The sequence below is a fragment of the Thauera butanivorans genome (assembly GCF_048398245.1).
Classification (GTDB): domain Bacteria; phylum Pseudomonadota; class Gammaproteobacteria; order Burkholderiales; family Rhodocyclaceae; genus Thauera; species Thauera butanivorans.
Genome location: NZ_CP183038.1, coordinates 3,089,205 through 3,111,050, shown reverse-complemented (window position 1 = coordinate 3,111,050; position 21,846 = coordinate 3,089,205). Strand labels below are relative to the sequence as shown.

General features: G+C 63.4%; 23 protein-coding genes. 14 read left to right on the top strand and 9 right to left on the bottom strand.

From position 1 onward, the window contains the following. Position 1: 1 nt before the first annotated feature. The 4 genes from ACNQFN_RS15125 (at position 2) to ACNQFN_RS15110 (ending at position 5,439) form a co-directional block, all read left to right on the top strand. The gene (locus ACNQFN_RS15125; protein ID WP_418646899.1) at positions 2-307 is read left to right on the top strand and encodes a hypothetical protein; all 306 of its coding nucleotides are present in this window, start codon (positions 2-4) and stop codon (positions 305-307) included. Positions 308-447: 140 nt separating this feature from the next. After that, positions 448-3,255, top strand: coding sequence for an RHS repeat-associated core domain-containing protein (locus ACNQFN_RS15120; protein WP_418646898.1), 2,808 nt, complete (start codon positions 448-450; stop codon positions 3,253-3,255). 15 nt (positions 3,256-3,270) lie between these two features. Then, on the top strand, positions 3,271-3,627 hold the full coding sequence (locus ACNQFN_RS15115; RefSeq protein WP_418646897.1) for a hypothetical protein: 357 nt from the start codon (positions 3,271-3,273) through the stop codon (positions 3,625-3,627). A gap of 90 nt (positions 3,628-3,717) precedes the next feature. Beyond that, positions 3,718-5,439, top strand: coding sequence for an RHS repeat-associated core domain-containing protein (locus ACNQFN_RS15110; protein WP_418646896.1), 1,722 nt, complete (start codon positions 3,718-3,720; stop codon positions 5,437-5,439). Here ACNQFN_RS15110 and ACNQFN_RS15105 read toward each other — a convergent pair. Continuing rightward, on the bottom strand, positions 5,416-6,426 hold the full coding sequence (locus ACNQFN_RS15105; RefSeq protein WP_418646786.1) for an IS30 family transposase: 1,011 nt from the start codon (positions 6,424-6,426) through the stop codon (positions 5,416-5,418). The genes ACNQFN_RS15110 and ACNQFN_RS15105 overlap by 24 nt on opposite strands. A gap of 169 nt (positions 6,427-6,595) precedes the next feature. On the opposite strand from ACNQFN_RS15105, the gene ACNQFN_RS15100 reads away from it, so the two are divergent. The 4 genes from ACNQFN_RS15100 to nadS all read left to right on the top strand — a co-directional run bounded on the left by ACNQFN_RS15100 (position 6,596) and on the right by nadS (position 9,021). Beyond that, positions 6,596-7,159 carry a hypothetical protein gene (locus ACNQFN_RS15100; protein WP_418646895.1) on the top strand — a complete coding sequence of 188 codons (564 nt, stop codon included), beginning with the start codon at positions 6,596-6,598 and terminating at the stop codon, positions 7,157-7,159. 251 nt (positions 7,160-7,410) lie between these two features. Continuing rightward, complete coding sequence (locus ACNQFN_RS15095; protein WP_418646894.1) at positions 7,411-8,286, top strand: DUF2569 domain-containing protein; 876 nt, start codon at positions 7,411-7,413, stop codon at positions 8,284-8,286. Between the two features lie 58 nt (positions 8,287-8,344). After that, positions 8,345-8,728: a type II toxin-antitoxin system RelE/ParE family toxin gene (locus ACNQFN_RS15090; RefSeq protein ID WP_418646893.1), complete on the top strand. Its 384-nt coding sequence runs from the start codon at positions 8,345-8,347 to the stop codon at positions 8,726-8,728. 5 nt (positions 8,729-8,733) lie between these two features. Further along, the gene (gene nadS / locus ACNQFN_RS15085; RefSeq protein WP_068638304.1) at positions 8,734-9,021 is read left to right on the top strand and encodes a NadS family protein; all 288 of its coding nucleotides are present in this window, start codon (positions 8,734-8,736) and stop codon (positions 9,019-9,021) included. A 285-nt stretch (positions 9,022-9,306) separates the two neighbouring features. On the opposite strand, the gene ACNQFN_RS15080 is transcribed toward nadS, so the two are convergent. Then, positions 9,307-9,636 (bottom strand): CcdB family protein, encoded by a 330-nt coding sequence (locus tag ACNQFN_RS15080; RefSeq protein WP_418646892.1) that lies wholly within the window; start codon positions 9,634-9,636, stop codon positions 9,307-9,309. After that, positions 9,633-9,887 (bottom strand): type II toxin-antitoxin system CcdA family antitoxin, encoded by a 255-nt coding sequence (locus tag ACNQFN_RS15075; RefSeq protein WP_068638280.1) that lies wholly within the window; start codon positions 9,885-9,887, stop codon positions 9,633-9,635. Before ACNQFN_RS15075 ends, ACNQFN_RS15080 begins: the two co-directional genes overlap by 4 nt. Before the next feature lie 172 nt (positions 9,888-10,059). On the opposite strand from ACNQFN_RS15075, the gene ACNQFN_RS15070 reads away from it, so the two are divergent. The 6 genes from ACNQFN_RS15070 to ACNQFN_RS15045 are packed head-to-tail and all read left to right on the top strand — an operon-like array spanning position 10,060 to position 14,900. Then, positions 10,060-11,805, top strand: a complete 1,746-nt coding sequence (locus ACNQFN_RS15070) for a GspE/PulE family protein (protein WP_418646891.1) — start codon at positions 10,060-10,062, stop codon at positions 11,803-11,805. 11 nt (positions 11,806-11,816) lie between these two features. After that, on the top strand, positions 11,817-13,022 hold the full coding sequence (locus tag ACNQFN_RS15065) for a type II secretion system F family protein (RefSeq protein WP_157659184.1): 1,206 nt from the start codon (positions 11,817-11,819) through the stop codon (positions 13,020-13,022). Continuing rightward, complete coding sequence (gspG, locus tag ACNQFN_RS15060) at positions 13,019-13,474, top strand: type II secretion system major pseudopilin GspG (RefSeq protein WP_068638273.1); 456 nt, start codon at positions 13,019-13,021, stop codon at positions 13,472-13,474. Before ACNQFN_RS15065 ends, gspG begins: the two co-directional genes overlap by 4 nt. 7 nt (positions 13,475-13,481) lie before the next feature. Further along, positions 13,482-13,874, top strand: a complete 393-nt coding sequence (locus tag ACNQFN_RS15055; protein WP_068638272.1) for a prepilin-type N-terminal cleavage/methylation domain-containing protein — start codon at positions 13,482-13,484, stop codon at positions 13,872-13,874. 4 nt (positions 13,875-13,878) lie between these two features. After that, the gene (locus ACNQFN_RS15050; RefSeq protein WP_068638270.1) at positions 13,879-14,259 is read left to right on the top strand and encodes a type II secretion system protein; all 381 of its coding nucleotides are present in this window, start codon (positions 13,879-13,881) and stop codon (positions 14,257-14,259) included. Beyond that, entirely contained in the window at positions 14,256-14,900 is a 645-nt protein-coding gene (locus ACNQFN_RS15045) for a PulJ/GspJ family protein (protein WP_068638268.1), read from the top strand. The genes ACNQFN_RS15050 and ACNQFN_RS15045 overlap by 4 nt, the downstream gene beginning before the upstream one ends. A gap of 38 nt (positions 14,901-14,938) precedes the next feature. Here the strand turns inward: ACNQFN_RS15045 and ACNQFN_RS15040 are convergent, their stop codons facing one another. The 6 genes from ACNQFN_RS15040 to ACNQFN_RS15015 all read right to left on the bottom strand — a co-directional run bounded on the left by ACNQFN_RS15040 (position 14,939) and on the right by ACNQFN_RS15015 (position 21,699). Then, positions 14,939-16,378: an ethanolamine ammonia-lyase reactivating factor EutA gene (locus ACNQFN_RS15040; protein ID WP_068638265.1), complete on the bottom strand. Its 1,440-nt coding sequence runs from the start codon at positions 16,376-16,378 to the stop codon at positions 14,939-14,941. 102 nt (positions 16,379-16,480) lie between these two features. Further along, positions 16,481-17,722 (bottom strand): ethanolamine utilization protein EutH, encoded by a 1,242-nt coding sequence (eutH, locus tag ACNQFN_RS15035; protein WP_068638302.1) that lies wholly within the window; start codon positions 17,720-17,722, stop codon positions 16,481-16,483. 83 nt (positions 17,723-17,805) lie between these two features. Further along, positions 17,806-19,053 carry an iron-containing alcohol dehydrogenase family protein gene (locus tag ACNQFN_RS15030; protein ID WP_068638263.1) on the bottom strand — a complete coding sequence of 416 codons (1,248 nt, stop codon included), beginning with the start codon at positions 19,051-19,053 and terminating at the stop codon, positions 17,806-17,808. Further along, positions 19,050-19,916, bottom strand: a complete 867-nt coding sequence (eutJ, locus tag ACNQFN_RS15025; protein ID WP_418646890.1) for an ethanolamine utilization protein EutJ — start codon at positions 19,914-19,916, stop codon at positions 19,050-19,052. The genes ACNQFN_RS15030 and eutJ overlap by 4 nt, the downstream gene beginning before the upstream one ends. A gap of 8 nt (positions 19,917-19,924) precedes the next feature. Further along, complete coding sequence (locus tag ACNQFN_RS15020) at positions 19,925-21,343, bottom strand: aldehyde dehydrogenase family protein (protein ID WP_418646889.1); 1,419 nt, start codon at positions 21,341-21,343, stop codon at positions 19,925-19,927. 71 nt (positions 21,344-21,414) lie between these two features. Further along, entirely contained in the window at positions 21,415-21,699 is a 285-nt protein-coding gene (locus ACNQFN_RS15015; protein ID WP_068638259.1) for a EutN/CcmL family microcompartment protein, read from the bottom strand. Positions 21,700-21,846 lie beyond the last annotated feature (147 nt).

The following is a 21,846-nucleotide window of genomic DNA, read 5'->3' as shown; positions in this document are numbered from 1 at the left end:
GATGGTATCTGGTCAGAGAGTTGTTGAGGCTCGTTTATCCATTCAACGAGCCTTATTGGGAGAGGTTTCTCCTCATCTCCGAGCAGTTGTGCTTTCTGTTGACTGCAAGAAAATAGATGTGCATTTCTATTTTGACGGAGATGTTTCAGAGGAGGATGAGGAGTCTGTGTCCTGCATAGAGACTGAAATTCTTGCTGATTTTGAGCCTGATTTTTCGATTTGTGCTGAGGTCATAAGGCTTGATTATCCTTTGCCTATTTCAGATGATGGTTTTTGGGTATATCAGAGAAAGGAGCGCGCGTCATGATATGAGTTGAGTGGAACGGGGGTTCAATTGAAAATTCCTGTACTTGTGAAGGCGCTGATTGCTGTTGGAAAAGTTCAAAAGTTGATCCAGATGTTGATGGGGTTTGGTTTGCAGCCCCATCGGTCTGGAAATAGAAAGTAGTGAAGGCCGAGCTTTGGTCTCAACTTGGCCTGCTACCTGCAGCCTCGGGTCTGCCGACGCTCACCAGCAGCTTCACCTACGAGAGCGCCTTCAACAAGGTGGCCAGCGCCACCGACGCGTTGGGCAAGCTCACCGCCTACACCTACACCGCGCAGGGCAACCCGCTCACGGTCACGGCTCCGGCCGACGCGGCCGGCGTGCAGCCGCAGACCACCTACGGCTACACCGCCTACACGGCCAGCGGCTACCCGAGCTTCTACCTGCAGACCTCGCAGACCAGCAAGATCACCGCCAGCGCCACGGTGGTTACCACCACCGCCTACAACGCGGCCAACAAGTACGTGCCGCAGACGGTGGTGGCCGATTCGGGCACCGGCAAGCTCAACCTCAGCACGGCCTTCACCTTCGACGCGGTGGGCAACCTCACCCAGGTCAACGGCCCGCTCACGGACGTCACCGACATCACCACGCACGCCTACGATGCGCAGCGCCGGGTCACGCAGACGACCGACGCGCTGGGCAAGCAGACCCTGCTTGCGTATGACAACGACGGCCGCCTGATCCGCAGCGCGGCGCAGCTCGGCACGCAATGGCTGGTCAGTTGCAGCACCTACACCGCCACCGGCAAGCGGCTCAAGGCCTGGGGCCCGGCGCTCACCACCGCGGCCACCACGTGCCCGACGGCGGCTGCACCGGTGGCGGTCACCGACTACGCCTACGACGACCTCGACCGGCTGATCCGCGTCACCGAGAACCTGCCTGCAGCCCAGGGCGGCAACCGGGTGACCGAGACGGCGTACAACGCCGACGACAGCGTGCAAAGCGTCAAGCGCGCGGTGGGCACGGCGCTGGCGCAGACCTACGCCGCCACCACCTACAGCAACAACGGCCTGCCGATCACACTGACCGATGCCAAGAACAACCGGACGACCTACGAATACGAAGGCCACGACCGGCGCGTAAAACTGCGCTACCCGCACCCGAGCACCGTCAACACCTCGTCGACGACCGACTACGAGCAATTCACCTACAACGCGGTGGGCAACGTCACCACCCACAGGAAGCGCAGCGCGCAGAACGTCACGCTCGCCTACGACAACCTTCACCGCCTGATCAGCCGCACTTACCCGACCACCGCGGACAACGTCGCCTTTAGCTACGACCTGCTGGGCCGCCGCACCCAGGCCAAGTATGCCGACAACAGCCACACGGTCAGCTACGTGTGGGATGCCGCCGGCCGCTTGACCAGCACCACGGCCGGAGCCAAGACGCTGGCCTACCAGTACGACCCAGCGGGCAACCGCACGCGCACCACGTGGCCGGACACCAGCTTCTACGTCACCGCGACCTTCGACGCCCTGAGCCGTCCGACGGCGATCAAGGAGCTGGGCAGCACCAACCTGGCCACCTACGCCTACGACGACCTGTCGCGCCGCACCACGGTGACGCTGGGCAACGGCACCACGACCAGCTACGGCTACGGTGCGCAGGGCACGCTCTCCAGCCTGGCGCACAACCTGGCTGGCACGGCGCAGGACCAGACCACCACCTACACCCGCAACCCGGTGCAGGAGATCGTGGGCCAGAGCTGGACGAACGACCTGTACCAATGGACAGGCTACGCCAACGGCACCCAGAGCTACACGGTCAACGGCCGGAATCAGTACACCGCGGCGGCAGGGGCCAGCATCACCCACGACAACCGGGGCAACCTGACGGGCGACGGAGTGTGGACCTACACCTACGATGTCGACAACAAGCTCAAGACGGCGAACAAGAGCGGCTACGCCGCGACGCTGGCTTATGATGCGGAAGGCCGGTTGCGCCGCACGACGCTGGCGGGCACGATCACCGACCTGATGTACGACGGTGTCGACCTGGTGGCCGAGTACGACAGCACGGGCACGCTGCTGCGCCGCTACGTGCACGGACCTGGAGTCGATGAAGCGCTGGTGTGGTACGAGGGCACGGCCACGACCGACAAGACGTGGCTGTATGCCGATCATCTGGGCAGCATCATGGCTGCGGCCAACAGCGCGGGCACCAGCACGGCGGTCTATAGCTACGGCCCATATGGCGAGCCCAGCATCACCACCGGGGTGCGTTTCCGCTACACGGGGCAGCAGTACCTGGGTGGGTTGAACCTGTATTACTACAAGGCGCGGTTCTACTCGCCGAGCCTGGGCCGCTTCCTGCAGACCGACCCGATTGGTACCCGGGACGATTTGAACCTGTATGCCTACGTGGGGAATAACCCGGTCAACAGGTTCGATCCGATGGGGCTGAGTTCTTGGGAGGCAGGGGCGCTTTCAGGGGGAGTAGGAGGACTCAATGGTGGTGGTGGCTTGGGGCTAGGGTCGAGCTTCACCGGAGAGCGTATTCAAGTTGCCGGTGGTCCATTGCTTCCTCTCCTTGGCTTAGGTTTAATAGCGAATGAAATTGCATTGGGCGATGTTCCGATACTCGGCGGAAATACCGCAAAGGTAGCCACAAGGATAGGTGAAGTTGCAGATGCCTCCAATTATCGAGCCCTTTTTAGGCAGGCCCGCCCCGATCTTCCGACTGGTTGGCAGGTGCACCACAGCATGCCGCAGAAATATCAAGAGGTAATGATGGCTTCAGGAGTGAATGTTCATGACGTCCAATTCCTGCGGGGAGTTTCTCCCCAGATTCATTCAAAAATCACCACTGAGTGGGCAAGATTTGATAAGGCTGCTGGTGGCAATCCTTCCGCAGCACAAATCGCCGATTTTGCCAAACAGTTAGATAGGAAATACGATGGTAGCTTTATTTGGACAGGATTCTGAGGGGTTGAAATGCGTGTGACAAAATTGGATTTTTTTGAAGATATCGCAATGTCAATTGATTATTGGAGCGAGGCCACTTCTGATGCGTTAACTAAACCTGATGCTGACCTTATTTGGGTTGATGAGCAAGAGCTATATCACAGACTCCAGAAGTTATTCGCTAATTCTGGAGTGAATGGTGATGATCTCAAAGAGGTTCTTGCGGAGTGCCTGCGAGGGTTCGCGATCTCTGTTTTGACTGCGATAGACGGTGGAACTGCTCTAGCTGAGAAAGGTCGGGTGTATGTAGTCGATGGGGATGGTAATAGCTTGGGTGAAGGACTTCACGATGACTTTGTAAGTCATTTGCTCAATACTGGGCGTCTTAAATAGCTGGGCAAATAGAGAGTGCACCACGGTTTGGAATAACCTGACCGTGGTGCACCCGCCTATTCCGCGAACGCCTACGTACCGCAGACGGTGGTGGCCGACGCCGGTACGGGCAAGCCGCTCAAGAGCTGGGGGCCGGCGCTGACCAGTGCGGCCACCACGTGCCCGACGGCCGCTGCCCCGGTGGCGGTCACCGACTACGCCTACGACGACCTCGATCGGCTGATCCGTGTCACCGAGAACCTGACCTCGGCCCAGGGCGGCAACCGGGTCACCGAGACGGTGTACAACGCCGACGACAGCGTGGCGAACGTCAAGCGCGCGGTGGGCAGTACCCTCGCACAGACCTATGCCGCCTACACCTACAGCAACAACGGCCTGCCGCTGACGCTGACCGATGCCAAGGGCAATCGCACGACCTACGAATACGACGGCCACGACCGGCGCGTGAAACTGCGCTACCCGCACCCCACCACGGTCGGCACCTCATCGACCACCGACTACGAGCAATTCACCTACGATGCGGTCGGCAACGTCACCAAACACCGCAAGCGCAGCGGCCAGAACGTCACGCTCGCCTATGACAACCTGCACCGCCTGATCAGCCGCACGTACCCGACTGCCGCGGACAACGTCGCCTTCAGCTACGACCTGCTGGGCCGGCGCACGCAGGCCAAGTACGCCAACAACAGCCACACCGTCGATTACGTGTGGGACGCGGCCGGTCGGCTCACCAGCACCACGGCCGGTGCCAAGACGCTGGCCTACCAGTACGACCCGGCCGGTAACCGCACGCGCACCACGTGGCCGGACACTAGCTTCTACGTCACCGCGACCTTCGACGCCCTGAGCCGTCCGACGGCGATCAAGGAGCTGGGCAGCACCAATCTGGCCACCTATGCCTACGACGACCTGTCGCGCCGCACCACGGTGACGCTGGGCAACGGCACCACGACGAGCTACGGCTACGGCGCGCAGGGCACGCTCTCCAGCCTGGCGCACAACCTGGCTGGCACGGCGCAGGACCAGACCACCAGCTACACCCGCAACCAGGTACAGGAGATCGTGGGCCAGAGCTGGACGAACGACCTGTACCAATGGATGGGCTACGCCAACGGTACCCAGAGCTACACGGTCAACGGCCGGAATCAGTACACCGCGGCGGCAGGGGCCAGCATCACCCACGACAACCGGGGCAACCTGACGGGCGACGGAGTGTGGACCTACACCTACGATGTCGACAACAAGCTCAAGACGGCGAACAAGAGCGGCTACGCCGCGACGCTGGCTTATGATGCGGAAGGCCGGTTGCGCCGCACGACGCTGGCGGGCACGATCACCGACCTGATGTACGACGGTGTCGACCTGGTGGCCGAGTACGACAGCACGGGCACGCTGCTGCGCCGCTACGTGCACGGACCTGGAGTCGATGAAGCGCTGGTGTGGTATGAGGGCACGACCACGACGAACAAGACGTGGCTGTACGCGGACCACCTGGGCAGCATCATGGGCGCGGCCAACAGCGCGGGCACCAGCACGGCGGTCTATAGCTACGGCCCGTATGGAGAACCGAACGTCACCACCGGCGTGCGTTTCCGCTACACGGGGCAGCAGTACCTGGGCGGGTTGAACCTGTACTACTACAAGGCGCGGTTCTACTCGCCGAGCCTGGGCCGGTTCCTGCAGACCGACCCGATCGGGACGGCGGACGATCTGAATCTGTATGCCTATATGGGAAATGATCCTGCTAATGCTACAGATCCGAGCGGAAGCGCTCTTAACTTGGCGGTTTCAAGTTTGAGGTGCAACACTTGATTTCATGCTGATGACTTCCCGCGCAAATACTTCAGCTGGGGTTTCGAACTGGAGACACTTGCGCGGCCTGTCGTTGATCTGCCTTGCAATTGCATTGAGATAGCCTTGCGAGATCGGAGCCAAATCCAGCCCCTTGGGCAGGTATTCACGAATCAGTCCGTTGGTGTTTTCGTTGGTGGGCCTCTGCCACGGACTGTGCGGATCGGCGAAATAGACGTCGATCTTCAAACGGCGAGCCAACTCTTCGTGCTTGGCCATCTCCTTGCCTTGATCGTAGGTCAGCGTTTTGCGCACGCATGCTGGAACGTGGCGAAACCTGGCAGTGAAGGCTTCCAGCACGGATTGAGCAGAACAATCAGGCAATCTAGTCATGATCAGGTAACGGCTCTTGCGTTCGACCAATGTGCCAACCGCGCTGCGATTACCCGCGCCCTTGATCAGATCGCCTTCCCAGTGCCCAGGAATGAGTCGAGCCGCCACTTCAATCGGCCTCAGGTGGATCGAAGTCATGTTCGGCAACTGACCGCGCCGATCCTGACCACGAGCACGGGGCATGCGCGTCTTGTGAGCAAAGCGCAATTGGGCAATGAGCTCTTTGCGCAGTTCGCCTCGGGGCAAGGCGTAGATCGCGCAGTAAATCGTCTCGTGGGAAACATGAAAGCCAGGGTCGTCTGGATGCATACGCCGCAGTCTGCCTGCAATTTGCTCAGGCGACCAACCTTGCGCCATCAGTGCTCGTACCCGAGCAAACAACTTCGAATCAGTCTGGAGCTTGATCGAGCCGCGGCGCCGGCGAGCCTGCGATTGATGCCGCGCTCGAAGCGCATCGTAGCTCTTGCCAACCGTGTTGCGAGCCAGTTCGCGCGTCACCGTCGAAGCAGGGCGATTGAGCAGTCGGGCAATTGCCCGACTGCTCAACCCTTCATTACGACACCGATGGATTACGTTACGCTCTTCCATGCTCAGATGCTTGTAGATTCTTACCATGCGCACACCCTATCAAAATAAGGGTGTTGCACTTCAGTCTAGAGCCCGCCGGGTATAATATTGGAATTGCAGGAACTATTGGCGGAAGCGTGGGGCTGAGGGACCTATTCTCTGCAAAGGAACTTGAGGCTCGGAAGTAGATGAAGCAACGGTAGGGGGAGAGATTGAAATGCTGGCTGATGGCTTGAGAGAACTGATATTTGGGCACATCTTGGGCTCTATGCTTGGGGAAGAAGACTTGAGCATCGAAATTCAGCCAGATTTCCCCGATTTTCATTCAAATTTATTTATATCTGAATCAGGTGAGAGCTATCGTTTGAATGTAGAGAATGGAAATTTTTCTCTAAAGCGCGCTAATGGAGCAATTTTTCTTGGGTTCAAGTCGCTGTATTATTTTCGAGGAAAATTGAGGAAAAAGGATGGGGTGAATGTAGTGGGTGGAAGGATTAGAATGATATTTGCGGCTAAATTAATCATATTGGTATGGATTTTGCTAATGTCAATATGGTTATTGGCGGCTATTTTTTCGACTATGCTTTTTACTTTTAAGGATTTATTTTTTTCAGGAGGGGCGAATTTTGAAAAGGTGTTAATTGCTGGTTCTATAATCGGTTTTGGTGTTGTAGTGGCAGGGTGTGGGGCAGGAATATTAGGACTTGTCAGGTGGATGTCAGTTAAACCGAAATATGAGCTTAAACAAGTTTGTTTCGAGAGTATGCAACAACGGACTTGATGAGGCATGAGGCAAGTGGCAAAACGCGATAAAAGAAGGGAATATGGTAATCAAATGGATGATTTGCCGAGCGTGGCAAACGTATTCATGGCTGAAATACGTCTGCACATAATCCGGCATTGCCGCAATGAGTTCCATGCAGGCATGCGCTTTCCAAGAAAGTGTGACGATAGTCCTGAACCGCCCCGTTTTTTGCGGAGGTTCCAGCTCTTGAGAAGATGGAGCCATGAAGACGACGAAGTTCTCCTGCATTGAATTTTATAAAGAAAGCCGCATTCGTATTGTCTGTAATTACTATCCTGCTGGTCGCGGTCATGGGTGTGATTGCTTTGTTCAGCGAGGTGCAGGAAGACAATGTGCGCCATGGAGTTGTGGGCACATATATATGCCTATTGCCCCTGGTCGCCTACTGCATATCGGTGGTCCGGGTGCGCCGTGGTAGCTATCTTGCCGCTGCAGTGCTGAACGGATTGTTCTTTGTGCTGGCTGTGGCAATGGTTGTCATCATCCTGATGGACGGCCCCTCGGCGATGAAGAACCTGCTGTTGGTGCTTCTCGTACTGCTTGTTCCGCTTGGCTTCAATTTATTGGCACTGGCAGGCATGCGGAGAGCCGATCCCAGGTTGATGCCTCCGCTAGGCTCTTCCGATCCGGCCGGCAGGAAAAATCTTGAAGGCTTGAGAGGCTGGCTGATCGTCGTCGGGTTGAGCGTTGTTCTGACGCCGCTTCTGAGCGTCGTGAAAACCTATACGGGCTACGCTGAAATGCTTTCCAGCGGCGGATGGGAGGCGCTTACTTCGCCGGACAGCATGGCTTATGACCCGTCTTGGGCGCCGATTCTGATCGGGGAGCTTGTATTGAGTGGTGCCATGACTCTGGTTTGGGTCTACATAGCATTTCTGTTCTTCTCGAAGCGCCGGGCTTTCCCTCCCTGGTTCATCGCAATCCATGTCCTTACCGCTTGTGTCGTCATGATCGATGCCGTGGTTATTCGCCATATGCTCCCCGACGCGCCGATGTTGGGTGCCAACGTGATTCGAGAAATTGTTCGACCTCTTGTGGGGGCGTTGATCTGGACGCCCTACCTGCTGATGTCGAAGCGGGTGAAAGCGACTTTTGTCCGGTAGGGCTGGGGTTCGGATTCTATCGGGGCGACAACTATTCTGACTCCGGGGGGAGCGGGACGTGGAGTTAGACCTACAGGGGCAACAAGAGCGGTTGCAGGATATGCGCCAATGGCGTACATTGCCCAACATGATCTTTATCGAAACCCCGGTCTTCACGAGGCGTCTGTGCGAACTGCTGGATGATGACAGCTACGCAGATTTTCAGCGCCTGCTGGCCGAACGGCCGGATATCGGGGATGTGATCGAAGGAACGGGCGGAATCCGCAAAGTACGGGTCGCCAGCAGCGGACGCGGCAAGCGTGGCGGCTCTCGGGTCATCTACTACCATTTCGTTTCGGCGGCGCAGATCGCGCTTCTGCTGATCTACCCCAAGAACGAAAAGGACGACCTGACCAGCGATGAACGCAAGGCGCTGCGGCGCATCATTGAAACGTGGGGGTGAGCATCATGGGCAACTTTTTCGATGACCTGATGGAGAGCGTGCAGCAGATGGACGAAATCCGCCGCGGCGAGCGTCAGCCGTCCCGTGAGTTCGCGGTCGACGCACTGCAGGTCAAGGAAATCCGCATGGCAACCGGGCTTTCGCAGGCTCGGTTTGCCAAGGTGATCGATGTGCAGGTAGGCACCCTGCGCAACTGGGAGCAGGGGCGCCGCGAACCCACCGGCCCGGCCAAGGCGTTGCTGCGCGCTATCCACAACGATCCTGAACACGTGCTGCGGGCGCTGGCAGGATGACCAGTTCGCTGTGATCAAATTACGGCGGGACTTGCACCCGCAGGAGGGCGCCCATGCTGGGCGCACCTGAAAACGCCCCTCGCGGGGCGTTGCTGTTTGGGACTGCGGCCGGCCTCACGAGTGCTTGATATCGAACTGTGGCGCGCTCGACCTGCTCTCGTAGTACCGGGCACGATCCACAATCCGCTCCATTGCGGCGGCGAGAGCGTCTCAGTGTTCATCGGTGTGGCGGCCTCGCGCAAGAACGAGGCGCGGTTCTACTCGCCGGGGTATAAAAAGTAGGCGTCAGCCATAGGCCCTGGAGAAAGCTTCGTCCATGGCATCGATGATGGCGTCTGCTTCGTGTGCCAACGACCCCACCTTCTTACCCAGCGAATCGATTGGTACCGACACCACTTGCAGTGTATGTAATGTCACCTGGACGTCATCGATTTCGAAAACCGGGTTTACTCGCGATGCCACCATGCCCACGTTGGCAGAGGCTTTCTCGGTTCTGGCCAGGGGAATGACGATTCGGTTTTTCCGCTCATCGAATGCCGCGGACTGTACCACGACGACGAACGGGATTGCAGCGGCATTCTTGCCGGGGTTCCGATGAACGTCGAACTGGCTCATAAAGGGGAGTGCTCCGAACCGAACGTGCCATAGCGGTCATCGAACCGGTTCCAGGCTTCAGAGACTTTTGCGTAGAGTTGGCGCTTTTCTTCGCGAGCCTGAGCTTCCCTGGCAATGAATTCAGCCAGCAAGCCATCGACCGTGGCCGACAGGTTGTTCGTGTAGCGGCGGGCTTGCTCGACGGTGCTTTCGCTCAAGGTCAAGTTGACCGGGCGTTTCGTCGCCTGTGCAGCGGCTCCTGTGGGTTTCATGGCTACCTCCAGTGCGCATAGTGTGCGCATGATACCTTGGGTGTGCAATTGGATTTGAAGTTCTGCGGTTTTTCTCGTCATAGACGAATGGCATGCATGCCGAGCCGTAAACGGCTATGCTCACGGTTCGAGCAACGACATGGCAATACGCGTTTCAGATGCAGGCAGAGCGATGTGGACCAAGATGAGCAGGCCATCCATCCTGGGTTTGTCCAGCCAATCCGAGGGCATGTCGGACGAGGCCCGACTCGTTGAGGCGCTTCAGCATCATCAGCTCATTACGGTCGAGGGTGTCGAGCGGGTGCGTGCGGCGGCGCTCGCTCGCGGCCTGGCGTTCTCCCGGGCGGCCACGCGTCTGGGGGTCGTGTCCGAGCGGGACATGGCGGGGCTGTTCGGCGAACTCCTCGGCATCGATGTCCTTGCTCGATCCGACTATCCGCGTCCGCTGGCGATTCCGGCCGGACTGAATCCCGTCTTCCTGCGTCGGCACGGTGTGTGCCCGATCGGCGAGTCCAAGGCGGGGCTGCGGCTGGCGATGGCCAATCCGCTGGACGAGGTGGCGGTCGAGGGCGTGCGTTTTGCGCTGGGCAAGCCGGTGGAGCGGCTGGCGGCGCTGGAGTCGGACATCGAGGAACAGTTGCAGGCCAACGCCCGCGAGGAAAGTCCGCATTCGGATGCTCATGCGGGGCAGGGCGAAGCAGCGGGCAGCGGGGACGATATCGACCGGCTGTCCGACCATGATTCGGATGCGCCTGCCATACGACTGGCGCACCGTCTGCTGACGCAGGCGATGGACATGCATGCGTCGGACATCCATCTCGAACCCTCGGCCGATGCGTTGGTGGTGCGCTACCGGATCGATGGGATCCTGCAGGAGGCCGAAACATTGTCCGGCCGCTGGTCGCAAGCCCTGATTTCGCGGCTCAAGCTGATGGCGCGGCTCGACATTGCCGAAAAACGCCTGCCGCAGGATGGGCGCATCCGCTTCACGACGCGGGGTGTGAGCCTCGATCTGCGCGTCGCGACCTTTCCCACGTTGCATGGCGAGTCGATGGTGCTGCGTCTGCTCGGGCAGCACTCGGTTTCGCCTGAACTGGAGCGGCTCGAGCTCGACCCCTTCAGCCTGAGTGAAATTCGGACAGCGCTCGGGCGGCCCCATGGCATCGTGCTGATCACCGGCCCGACCGGCAGCGGCAAGACGACGACGCTCTACGCTGCGCTGAATGCGATCCGCAGCCCCGAACTCAAGATCGTCACGGTGGAGGATCCCATCGAGTACACCTTGCCCGGCGTGGCGCAGCTGCAGGTGAAACCCGAGATCGGCCTGACTTACGGCGCAGCGCTGCGCTCGGTGCTCCGCAACGATCCGGACGTGATCATGATTGGCGAGATCCGGGACGGCGAGACTGCCGATATCGCCATTCGCTCGGCACTTACCGGACACCTGGTGCTTGCGACGCTGCACACCAATACCGCCGCAGGTGCCGTGACGCGCCTGCTGGATCTGGGGGTGGCGGACTATCTGCTGGCATCGACGCTGGTGTTTGCCGGCGCACAGCGCCTGGTTCGCCGACTGTGCCCGGCGTGCGTCACGACGCGTTCACCGACGCCGGAGGAGCACGCGGCGATGGCCGTGGTTGCGGGAGACGATGCCGGCGCCTACCGGCTGCCCATGGCAACAGGTTGCCCGGCCTGCCGGGGGCGCGGCTACAGCGGGCGGATTCCGCTCTTCGAGGCGCTGGCCATCGGAACGGAAGAGCGAGGGGCGATCCGGCAGGCGCATGCGGAAGAGGCGCTGCAGCGATTGGCCCGGGAAAAGCTCATCCCGAGCTTGCTGTCCATCGGATTGCGCAGGGTGCTGGCGGGAGAGACGACGCTCGACGAAGTGCTGGGCGTCATCGAGGACGGGCGGTTGTGAGGCGGTTCACCGTGCGTGCGCTGACTGCCGATGGCGAAACCCGCATCCTGATACGTGAGGCGAAGGATGCGGAGGGCCTTGCCCTTGTGCTGATCGGCGAAAACCTGACGCCGCTCCGGATCACGGAGCAGGACGGCAGCCTTGGCGATCTGCTCAGCCGACCGGTGACGCTGAACCGGCGCATGCCGCTTCGCGACGTTGCGCTATTTTGCGAACAGATCGGTGCGATGCTCGCCTCCGGGCTGACCGTCGAACAGGCGCTGCGCGTGGTCTCGCGCCAGGCGGGCAAGCGTCCGTCGGCGCGCTTTGCGCGCAGCCTGCTGCCTCGCATCCAGGCCGGGGCACCCCTGTCGGACGCCTTGGGCGCCGAACCCGGCATGCCGCAGTATCTGCCGCCGATGATCCGGGCGGCGGAGAGCGGCGGGGACCTGGCCGATGGGCTGGAGGCTGCAGGACGCCACCTGCAGCGCCAGGCCGGCACGCGGGCGGAGATCGGCAATGCGCTCACCTATCCTGCCATCGTGCTCGCGACCGTTCTGCTTGCGCTGGTGGTGGTGCTGACCGTGGTGATCCCGGGATTCGAACCGATCTTCGCCGGCGAAGAGCATCGCTTGCCGGGCATGACGCGTTTCGTGCTGTGGCTGTCGGACGTGGTACTGAACCATGCACTGGCAGCGCTGCTGTGGAGCCTCGGGCTCGTCGCGGCAGGGTTCGTGCTGTATCGCCGTTCTCCATGGTTCGACACTTGGTTCGGCGCAGCGGCACGACGGCTTCCGCCTGTTCGTCTCATGGAAAGACTGAATGTTTCGCGCATGCTCGGCGTGCTCGGGATGCTCTTTCAGAGTGGCGTGGAAGCTTCGGAGGCCGTGCTGCTGACTGCACAGGCTGCCGGCTCGCGGCGTCTTCGTATCGCGCTGGAAGGTGCGTCGCGACAGCTTCGCGAGGGCAGCACGATCGGTGAGGCACTCGAATCCATCGGCGCGATTCCCGACGAGACCTGCGCATTGATCGAAGTGGGCGAACATACCGGCGCACTCGGTGCTGCAACGCTGCGCGCCGCCCAGTTGCTGGAGCGAGATGCGTCCGAGCAACTCGAGCGGACGCTCGCGCTGGTCAATCCGCTCGCGATCGCGTTCCTGGGTATCGTCGTCGGCCTCGTGGTCGGCGGCGTCATGCTGGGAATACTCAGCATCAACCAACTTGCATTGAGATCATGACCGGACACTTTCGTCGATCGGCACGCCGGCACACCGGGACAAGCAGGGGCTTCACGCTGCTCGAACTTCTGGTCGTGCTCGTCATCATGGGTTTGCTGACCGCCGTGGTCACGCCGCAGGTGATGAACATGTTCTCCGGCGCAAAGTCGGATACGGCGGCGCTCCAGGTGGAGACGCTGACCACCGCACTCAACTACTACCGGGTCGACATGGGGACTTATCCGGAGATGGAACATGGGCTGCGCGCCCTGTGGGAAGCCCCGCCGGGCGCGGCCAAGTGGCGTGGGCCCTATGTGCGCAAGCAGCAGCACCTGACCGATCCGTGGGGGCGCCCGTACCGCTACCGGATGCCGGGCAAGCATGGAGCGGTGGATGTGTTCTCGCTGGGTGCGGACGACAAGGAAGGCGGCAGTGGCGAAGACACCGACATCGGCAATTGGGACAGGCAATGAGCGTGGTGTGACGCTGCTCGAGCTGCTGGTGGTGATCGTGCTGCTCGGCTTGCTGTCCGCCATCGGCGCCCAGGTCATCCCGGGCGATGAGCGGCGCCTGCAAAGTGCCTCGGAACGGGTCGAGCACCGTCTCAGGAAGGCCAGGTTGAGCGCGATGAGAAGCGGCGCCGCCGTGTTCGTTCCATGCGAATCCATGGCAAGTTCGAGGCGAGGGGAGGCCGCCAAGGCTGACCGTGATACCGGCTTCACGGTGTCCTGCACGAGCGCGGCGGGACGGGAGCGGGGCATCACCTTCTTTCCCGATGGGTCTTCCAGCGGGGAGACGATCGGATTCATGACCGGAAAGTCGCGTGCCCGGATCCGTGTCGATGCGCTGACAGGCACTTTGACCTTCGAGTGACACCGTGCAGCAACAAGACGGATTCAGCCTGCTCGAAACCCTGATCGCCCTTGCCGTGGTGGCGCTCTTCTTCGGCGTGCTGCTGCCGCCGATCGTGACGAACCTGGAACGCATCGAAGCGGATGCCCTGAGGGTTGAGGCCTTGCTGGTCGCGGCCAATCAGATCGAGGCCCATGTCGTCATCGCCGCCGATACGGAGGGACGCTTCGAGGGCAGTGAAGGCGCCCTGTCATGGAGGGCGACGGTCGAACAGGCTGGAACGGCAGCCCGTGCGGGCGATACCGTGAAGCCCCATGCGCTTCGTCGGGTGCAGGTCGACGTCTTCGCTCAAGGGCATGTGCCCTTGGTATCGCTTGAAACTTACCGTGTCGGAGTGATTCGTTGAGCGCGCGGCGCACGCGCGGCGCAGCTGGAGGCTTCACGCTGCTGGAGCTGCTCATCGCCATGCTCATCGGCAGCGTGCTTGTCTACATGAGCACCGAAGTGTTGTCGCTGGTCCAGCGCGGTGTGGAGCAATCCAGGGAGCTGGCGGGGCAGATGATGGCGGAGCAGCGCGCGATTGCGGTGGTGAAAGCGGCAATATCGAACCTCGTTCCGCCTGCCTCCGACACCGATGAGCGACATCGGATCGTCGCCACCGGGTCGGCCTTCGAGTTTGCCGCGATTCCGGCCGACAGCCAGGTCCACGCGGGGACGGTGAGAGCAAGCGTTCTGATCGAGCCGGCAAGTGCAGGCGGGTTCGTGGTGGCATTCGAGCAGCGGGGTCAGGGGCCCACCAGCTCGATGCCGAATCCACCACGGCTTGTCCTTTTGCAGGATCTCAGCAGTGCTTCGCTGCAATACCTGTATCGCACCCCGCTCGGTCTTCGAACGCACGCCACGCGGCCCGCGCAGGCCCCGGAGCTGGTGACGCTGCATTGGACCAAGGCGGGCAATGGGGGGAAGAGCGGCTCCTTGTCCGTTCGACCACGACTCGATGTCGGCGCGAACTGCAGGCTCGATTTCCTGCCCTTGAGCTGCCGCTGAGGGGGAAGTTGGCGGGGCGCCTCGAATTGCCTCCTGATTCAGCCCGGGAACGCCAGCGATTTCACCGTGATCGGCACGATGTCGCCGCCCATGAAGGGCTTGCCGACGTCGATGTAGTCGCCGGGGCGGGTCTGGATCTCGTCGATGACGGCGAGCTTGCGGCCGTGCAGGCGGGGTTGCAGCAGCATGCCGAGCACCTTGCCGAGATCCTGGCGGGCGACGACGAACAGCGCCCGTGCGGGGTCGGGATGGGCGTCGGCGAAGTGTGCCAGGGCGTCGACGACGCGCTCGACGTCGGCGTAGGCCACCGGCAGGTCGTCGGGCAGGCCCAGCGCATAGCCGTCCTTGGCGGGGTCGATGTCCATGCGCTTCATCGCGGTATCCCAGTCCTCGGCCAGTTGCACCGCGGTGCAGCCAGGCCAGGGGCGGGCGGCATGGACCACCGGCAGGTTGCGCACCGGCAGGTGCTGTTCGTCCACCCAGATGGTGCTGCCCGACAGCGACAGGCTGTAGGCGCCGGCGCCGATCACGGTGGCGCGCAGGGTGTGGCGCGGTTCGCGCAGCGGCAGCGCCTGCATGCCGGCATGGCGGTGCAGCGCCTCGGCGAGGGCTGGGCCGATGTCGCCGAAGGCGCGGGCGGAAGCGATGCCCTGCGGGTCGTAGTAGCAGGCGCCGACGCCGCCGGACAGGTATACCGCATCGTAGCGATGGCCGGGGCGCAGGCAGTCGGTCATCAGCAGTTGCTGCGCCAGCGGCGAGGGCTGGCCGACGCAGATTTCATGGATCAGGCCGGCCATGCGGCCGGCGATGCGGGCGACGGTGCCGTCGCCAACCGGTTGGCCGGGTTCCGGAAGCGGCGACAGTCCCAGTTCCGTGCAGATCGGCCGGGCCGGTGCGTGCAGGTGGCGCAGGCGGCCGTCGCTTTCGAGTTCGAGCAGGTGGCCGCCGACGTTGAGGCAGGCGGTGTCGACGACGCGGCCGGCCTCGAACACCGCGTAGTTGGAGGTGCCGCCGCCGATGTCGATGTTGAGCACGCGGCAGGTGTTGGTGCGCGAATGTTCGGCCGCGCCCGAGCCCTGGCCGGCGATCACCGATTCCAGGTGCGGGCCGGCGGTGGCGACGATGAAGTCGCCGAGCTGTTCGGCCAGTCCCATCACCGCCTGGCGGGCGTTGCGCGCCTTGGAGGTTTCGCCGGTGATGATGATGGCGCCGGACTTGACCAGCTCGGTGTCCAGCCCGGCGGCGGCGTACTGCGACATGATGAAGCGGCGCAGCGCGTCCTCATGCACGTGGCCTTCGAAGTCGATCGGCGTCGGGATCGCCGGGCTGACGTAGAGGATGTCGCGGCGCGAGAACTCGTAGTTCGGCACCTGCGAGGCGGCGGCGCGGTTGACCACTTCGAGGCGCGAGAAGATCACCTGCGACGTGGTCGTGCCGATGTCGATGCCGACGCTGTGGATCTGCCAGGATTCAGCCATGACGCGGATCTCCTGTGCTTGCGCCCCCGCTCCCCGGGAGGGAGGGCCGGCCGGGGGCTGGGGAGCGGGGGCGCGTCGCGGGCACAGAAGCAGACGGAAGCTTCATGCAGTCGCCTTGGCGGCGGTGGCGGGTGCGACGCTCGGCTTGGGCGCGATCATCATCGCCACGAACACCGCGGCGACGCCGCCGACCAGCTTGCCGACGATCATCGGGAAGATCATCGGCGAGGCCACGGCGGCGACGAAGCCGAGGTGGTCGCCGAGGGCGAAGGCCGCCGACACCGCGAAGGCGATGTTCAGCACCTTGCCGCGGTCGTCCATCTTGTTGAGCATCACGAACATCGGGATGTTGTTGGCCAGCGTGGCGACCATGCCGGCGGCGGCGGTGTCGTTCATCTTCAGCAGGCCGCCCACCTTGGCCAGCGAGCTGCCGAACCAGCGCGTCAGCAGGAACACCATCGGGTAGGCGCCGAGCAGCACCGCGGCGATCTTGCCGATGGTCTCGATGCCGCGCAGTTCCTCGCCCGGCACGTCGCCCGGCACCATGAAGATCGGGTCCATGCCCGGAATCAGGCGCAGGCCGATCTGGTCCTGCAGCACCGCGGCGGCCAGCCCCAGCGTGATCACCGCGACCAGGATCTTGGCGAAGACCTGGAAGCCGGCGATCATCTTCTCGGGGATGAACTTCAGGCCCAGCGCCACCGCCACCGCGAACAGGATCACCGGCGTCAGGTTGGACAGGATCGTGCCGAAGGTGAAGACCACCGGCTGGCCGTCGATGACCACGTTGGATGCCATCGCCACCAGGCCGCCGGCGATGCAGCCGACCGGAATGGCGACCATGCCGGCGAGCACGCCCATGGCGAGGAAGCGGCGGTCCTCCTTGTCGATGATCCCCAGCCCGACCGGGATCGAGAACACGATGGTCGGCCCCATCATCGAGCCGAGAATCACGCCGGCATACATCCACGCCGCGGTGTCGCCGCCCGACAGTTCGCGCGCCAGCGGAAAGCCGCCCATGTCCAGCGCCAGCAGCGTGGTGGCGAACATCGCCGGATTGGCGCCGAGCGCCTCGTACAGCGGGATCACGATCGGGCCGAGCAGGCGCGCCAGCACCGGCGCCAGCGCCATCACCCCGACCATCGCCAGGCCGAGCGCGCCCATCGCCATGAAGCCTTCCTCGAACTGCTTGCCCGACCCGCTGATGGAACGGCCCAGGCCGCCGAGGCCGATCTTGCCCAGCACTTTCTCGGCGCCGTCGAACTGGTCCATCATCCGGTCCAGTGCCGCGATCGCCATGAAGCTCATCATGATCCACATGATGATGACGTTGATCTTGTCCATGATGCTCGTTTCCTCTTGCGCCAGATGCTCGTCGAACCACCGCGCCAGCGCGTGCCCGGTGCTCCGCTGTTTGTCGTTTTCCGTCAGCCGGCCGGCTGGCTCGTGCGCCAGTCGGTGGCGCACTGGCGGCCGTGGGCGTGGCGATAGACCTCCACCACCTGCGCGCGCGACACGCTGCGCGGATTGGTGACCAGGCTGGGGTCGAGCAGCGCGGCGTCGGCGAAACGCTCGTAGTCCCCGTCCCGGCCGCCGGCCTCGTGCAGGTTGAGCGGCAGCCCCAGTTCCACGATCAGTTGCTGCACGTGCTCGATGGTCTGCGCCGCATCCAGCAGGCGGCCGCTCAGGGCGTGGCCGATCTCGGCGAGGTCGCGCTTGCACACCAACTGGTTGAAGCCCATCACCGACGGCAGCAGGATGGCGTTGGCGATGCCGTGCGGGATGCCGTAGGCGGGGCCGATCTGGTGCGCCATCGCATGGCACAGCCCCAGGCCTGCATTGGAGAAGGAAACGCCGGCCATGTAGGACGCCAGCATCATCGATTCGCGTGCCTCGACGTTCCGGCCCTGGCCGACGGCGATCGGCAGCGCCTCGCCGATCAGCGTCATCGCGCGGTAGGCGAGCGCCTTGGTCAGCGGCGTGGCGTGGATGGCGACATAGGCCTCGATGGCGTGGGTGAGGGCGTCGACGCCGACGGCGGCGGTGAAGTGCGGCGGCGTGCCCAGCGTCAGGCAGGCGTCGATCACCGCCAGGTCCGGAATCATGTCCGGGTGGATGATGAGGTGCTTGACGTGTTCGCCGCCGTCCGTATCGGTGACGACGGTGGCATTGGTGGCCTCGGAGCCGGTGCCGGCGGTGGTCGGCACCGCGATCAGCGGCGCGCGGCGGACGGCGATGCGTGCCGGCTCGTCGGCCATCGCGCGCACGCTGAGGCCGGGGTTGGCGGCCAGCACCACCGCGGCCTTGGCGGCGTCGAGGATGGAGCCGCCGCCGAAGGCGATGACGCCGTCGAAGCGGGCCTCGCGCATCGCCGCGGCCATGGCCTCGACCAGCGCGGTGTCCGGTTCGCGCGGTGCCTGACGATAGACGATGTGTTCCAGTCCGCAGGACTGCAGCGAGCGGTACATGCCGTCGGCGAGGCCGAGCCTTTCCAGGCTCTCGTCGATGGCGATGAAGACCCGGCCCATGCCGCGCGCGGCAATCGCCTGGCCGATGCGGGCGATGCTGCCGGGGCCGATGAAGGTGCTCGGCGGCACCGAGAATTCGCGTACCGAACGGGCGTTGATCAGGTCGATGGCCTGGTAGACGACGGTGCTGACGTCTTCGTGGTTCATGCCTGGACCTCGGCGCATGCGCCGGCCAGGCCGTGGGCGGCGATGGCGAGCGGAGTGAGGAACAGCGGCGGCTGCGGCAGGATCACCTCCAGCTGCGGGAAGCGCTGGGCGAACAGCTCGCGCACGCCGGGCATGCTGCACGAGCCGCCCGACAGGTAGAGTGTGGTCAACTGAGTATCCACCTGCCATTTGCGCAGATGGTTTTCGACGATGTGGGCCATCTTGTCGAACACCGGGCGCACGATGGGCCACAGCGCGGCGTTGTCCTTGCCGCGCTTGAGCATTTCGGCCTCGGCCAGCGGCAGGCCACGCGCGCCGGCCAGGGTCAGGCTGACGTGATGGCCGCCAGTGGGCTCATCGCCGGAATGGATGATGCGGCCGTCCCGCACCACCGCGACGCCGGTGGTGCCGCCGCCGATGTCGACCACCGCGGCCTTGTCGAGCCGCAGCAGCGCGGCGACCGCCGAAGGCTCGTCGATGACGCCCGAGACTTCCAGTCCGGCGGCTTCGATGACGTTGACCGAAATCCGCGGGTCGGTGCCGGGGGGGTAGGAGGTGGTGGCCTGCTTCGGCAGCCGGTCGCCGAACAGCGCGGCGAGCGATTCGAGCTGCCGGCGCACGATCTGCACCGCGCCGAAGAAGTCCCACACCACGCCGTCGCGCACCACGTCGGCCCAGTCCAGCCGCACCGCTGCCGGCCGGCCCTCGCCGTCGAGCACCATCGTCACCACGCAACTGGTGCCGAGGTCGATGCCGAGCTGCAGCGGCGCATCCGGCGCCAGGCCGTCGGCCGCGGCGCCGCTGGCCGCCAGTGCGGCGGCGCGGGCGAGGCGGGGTTCGAGCCAGTCGGCGATGCTGCGCATGGCGGGCCTCAGATGATGCGGAAGTGGTCCACCATCACGCAGCGGCGCAGGCGCACGAAGGTGCGGGCGCTGGTCACGCCTTCGCCGGTCGGGGTGGAGATCGTCATCGTCGTCCAGCCTTCGCCGCCGAAGCCGAGGCCGGCCAGGCAGGGGCCGTTCTTGACGAAGATGCTGGTGTTGATGGCGTTGGCCATGTGGTCGAGCGCGTCGATGTTGCGCGAGTGCATCGCCGCGGTGTGGCGGCAGTTGCCTTCGAGCTTCACCGCGAGCTCGATCGCGGCATCCACGTCCGGCGCGCGGATGACCGGAATCACCGGCATCATCAGCTCGGTGACGGCGAAGGGGTGGTCGGCCTCGGTCTCGACGAACAGCAGGCGGGTGTCGGCCGGCACCTCCAGGCCGATGGCGGCGGCGATCTTCGCCGCGTCGCGGCCCACCCAGTCGCGGCTGACGCTGCCGCGTCCGTCCGCGCCGACCTGGGTGAGCAGGATGTCCACCAGGCGCCTGGCCTGGTCGGGCGTCAGCTCCACCGCCTTGTGGCGCGCCATCTCGGTCTTCAGCGCGTCGCAGACGCGGTCGACGACGATGATTTCCTTCTCGTCGGCGCAGATGATGTTGTTGTCGAAGGACGCTCCCCAGACGATGTCGCGCGCGGCGCGGGCGATGTCGGCGGTTTCGTCCACCACCACCGGCGGGTTGCCGGCGCCGGCGGCGATCAGGCGCTTGTCGGTGTGCTTGCGTGCGGCCTCGACCACCGCCTCGCCGCCGGTCACGGTCAGCAGGTTGATGCCGGGGTAGCTGAACAGCCGCTGCGCGGTGGCGATGTCGGGCTCGAGCACGGTGGTGACGATGTTGTCCGGGCCGCCGGCGGCGACCGAGGCTTCGTTGATCAGCGACACCGCGCGCTGCGAGACTTTCTTCGCCGCCGGGTGGGGGGCGAACACCACCGCGTTGCCGGCGGCGATCATGCTGATGGCGTTGTTGATGACGGTCGCCGCGGGGTTGGTCGAAGGCGTCACCGAGGCGATCACGCCCCAGGCGGCATTCTCGATCAGGGTCAGGCCGCGGTCGCCGGTCAGCACCATCGGCGACAGGCATTCGACGCCCGGCGTGTGGCGCGCCTGGGAGATGTTCTTGGCGGTCTTGTCCTCGACCCGGCCCATGCCGGTCTCGGCCACCGCCAGTTCGGCCAGCTCGCGCGCATGCTCCTCGCAGACCTTGCGGATCGCCTCGATGACCCGGGTGCGCACCGCCAGCGTGCGGATGCCTTTCTGCGCCAGGCTGGCTTCGGCCACCGCGTCGTCCAGTTCGGCGAACACGCCCGGCGCGGCGCGGCGCGCGGCGGCCGGCGCCGCCTGGGTCTGTGTCTGCATGGATGCCAGTACCGTGCGAACGATCTGTTCCACGTCTTTCAGGTTGATATCCACCGTGCGCTCCCGTTTTCATCCATGCCGCGCCGCCATGCCGGCGGCGCGGCTTCGTTCGTGTTCCGGCCTGCCTATTTGTGGAAGGTGAGCTTGCCGCCCAACACCACTTCGTCGACGATGCCGACCACGCTCAGGTCGGTCGGCGCGTCGTTGGAAATCGTCTTGCGCGCCGAACTGCCCTGGACCACCAGCACCCATTCGCCATCGCCGGCGCCGATGCTGTCGGTGGCGACGCAGGGGCTGCCCTTGCGCTGGCCTTCGGGGTCGATGAAGTCCACCAGCAGCAGGCGCTGCTGTTCGAAGCCGGCGTGCTTCACCGTCGAAACCACTTGTCCGAGTACGATTGCCAGTTCCATGTGTTCACCGCCGTGTCTGTTCAGCGTCGCCGGCCTGTGGGGCCGTTTTCGTCATTGCGCGGGCGTGCGGGTGCCGTGGCGCCGCAGCCGTCGCATGTACCGCAATGGATCGGCTGCCGGCCGCTAGCCCCGTGGGGCGGAGCGGCC

Bases quoted from the DNA above. Each gene is read 5' to 3' on its own strand.
- ACNQFN_RS15125 (WP_418646899.1), top strand. From the start codon at position 2: ATGGTATCTGGTCAGAGAGTTGTTGAGGCTCGTTTATCCATTCAACGA.
- ACNQFN_RS15105 (WP_418646786.1), bottom strand. From the start codon at position 6,426: ATGGTAAGAATCTACAAGCATCTGAGCATGGAAGAGCGTAACGTAATC.
- ACNQFN_RS15100 (WP_418646895.1), top strand. From the start codon at position 6,596: ATGCTGGCTGATGGCTTGAGAGAACTGATATTTGGGCACATCTTGGGC.
- nadS (WP_068638304.1), top strand. From the start codon at position 8,734: ATGGGCAACTTTTTCGATGACCTGATGGAGAGCGTGCAGCAGATGGAC.
- ACNQFN_RS15080 (WP_418646892.1), bottom strand. From the start codon at position 9,636: ATGAGCCAGTTCGACGTTCATCGGAACCCCGGCAAGAATGCCGCTGCA.
- ACNQFN_RS15075 (WP_068638280.1), bottom strand. From the start codon at position 9,887: ATGAAACCCACAGGAGCCGCTGCACAGGCGACGAAACGCCCGGTCAAC.
- ACNQFN_RS15070 (WP_418646891.1), top strand. From the start codon at position 10,060: ATGTGGACCAAGATGAGCAGGCCATCCATCCTGGGTTTGTCCAGCCAA.
- gspG (WP_068638273.1), top strand. From the start codon at position 13,019: ATGACCGGACACTTTCGTCGATCGGCACGCCGGCACACCGGGACAAGC.
- ACNQFN_RS15040 (WP_068638265.1), bottom strand. From the start codon at position 16,378: ATGGCTGAATCCTGGCAGATCCACAGCGTCGGCATCGACATCGGCACG.
- eutH (WP_068638302.1), bottom strand. From the start codon at position 17,722: ATGGACAAGATCAACGTCATCATCATGTGGATCATGATGAGCTTCATG.
- ACNQFN_RS15030 (WP_068638263.1), bottom strand. From the start codon at position 19,053: ATGAACCACGAAGACGTCAGCACCGTCGTCTACCAGGCCATCGACCTG.
- eutJ (WP_418646890.1), bottom strand. From the start codon at position 19,916: ATGCGCAGCATCGCCGACTGGCTCGAACCCCGCCTCGCCCGCGCCGCC.
- ACNQFN_RS15015 (WP_068638259.1), bottom strand. From the start codon at position 21,699: ATGGAACTGGCAATCGTACTCGGACAAGTGGTTTCGACGGTGAAGCAC.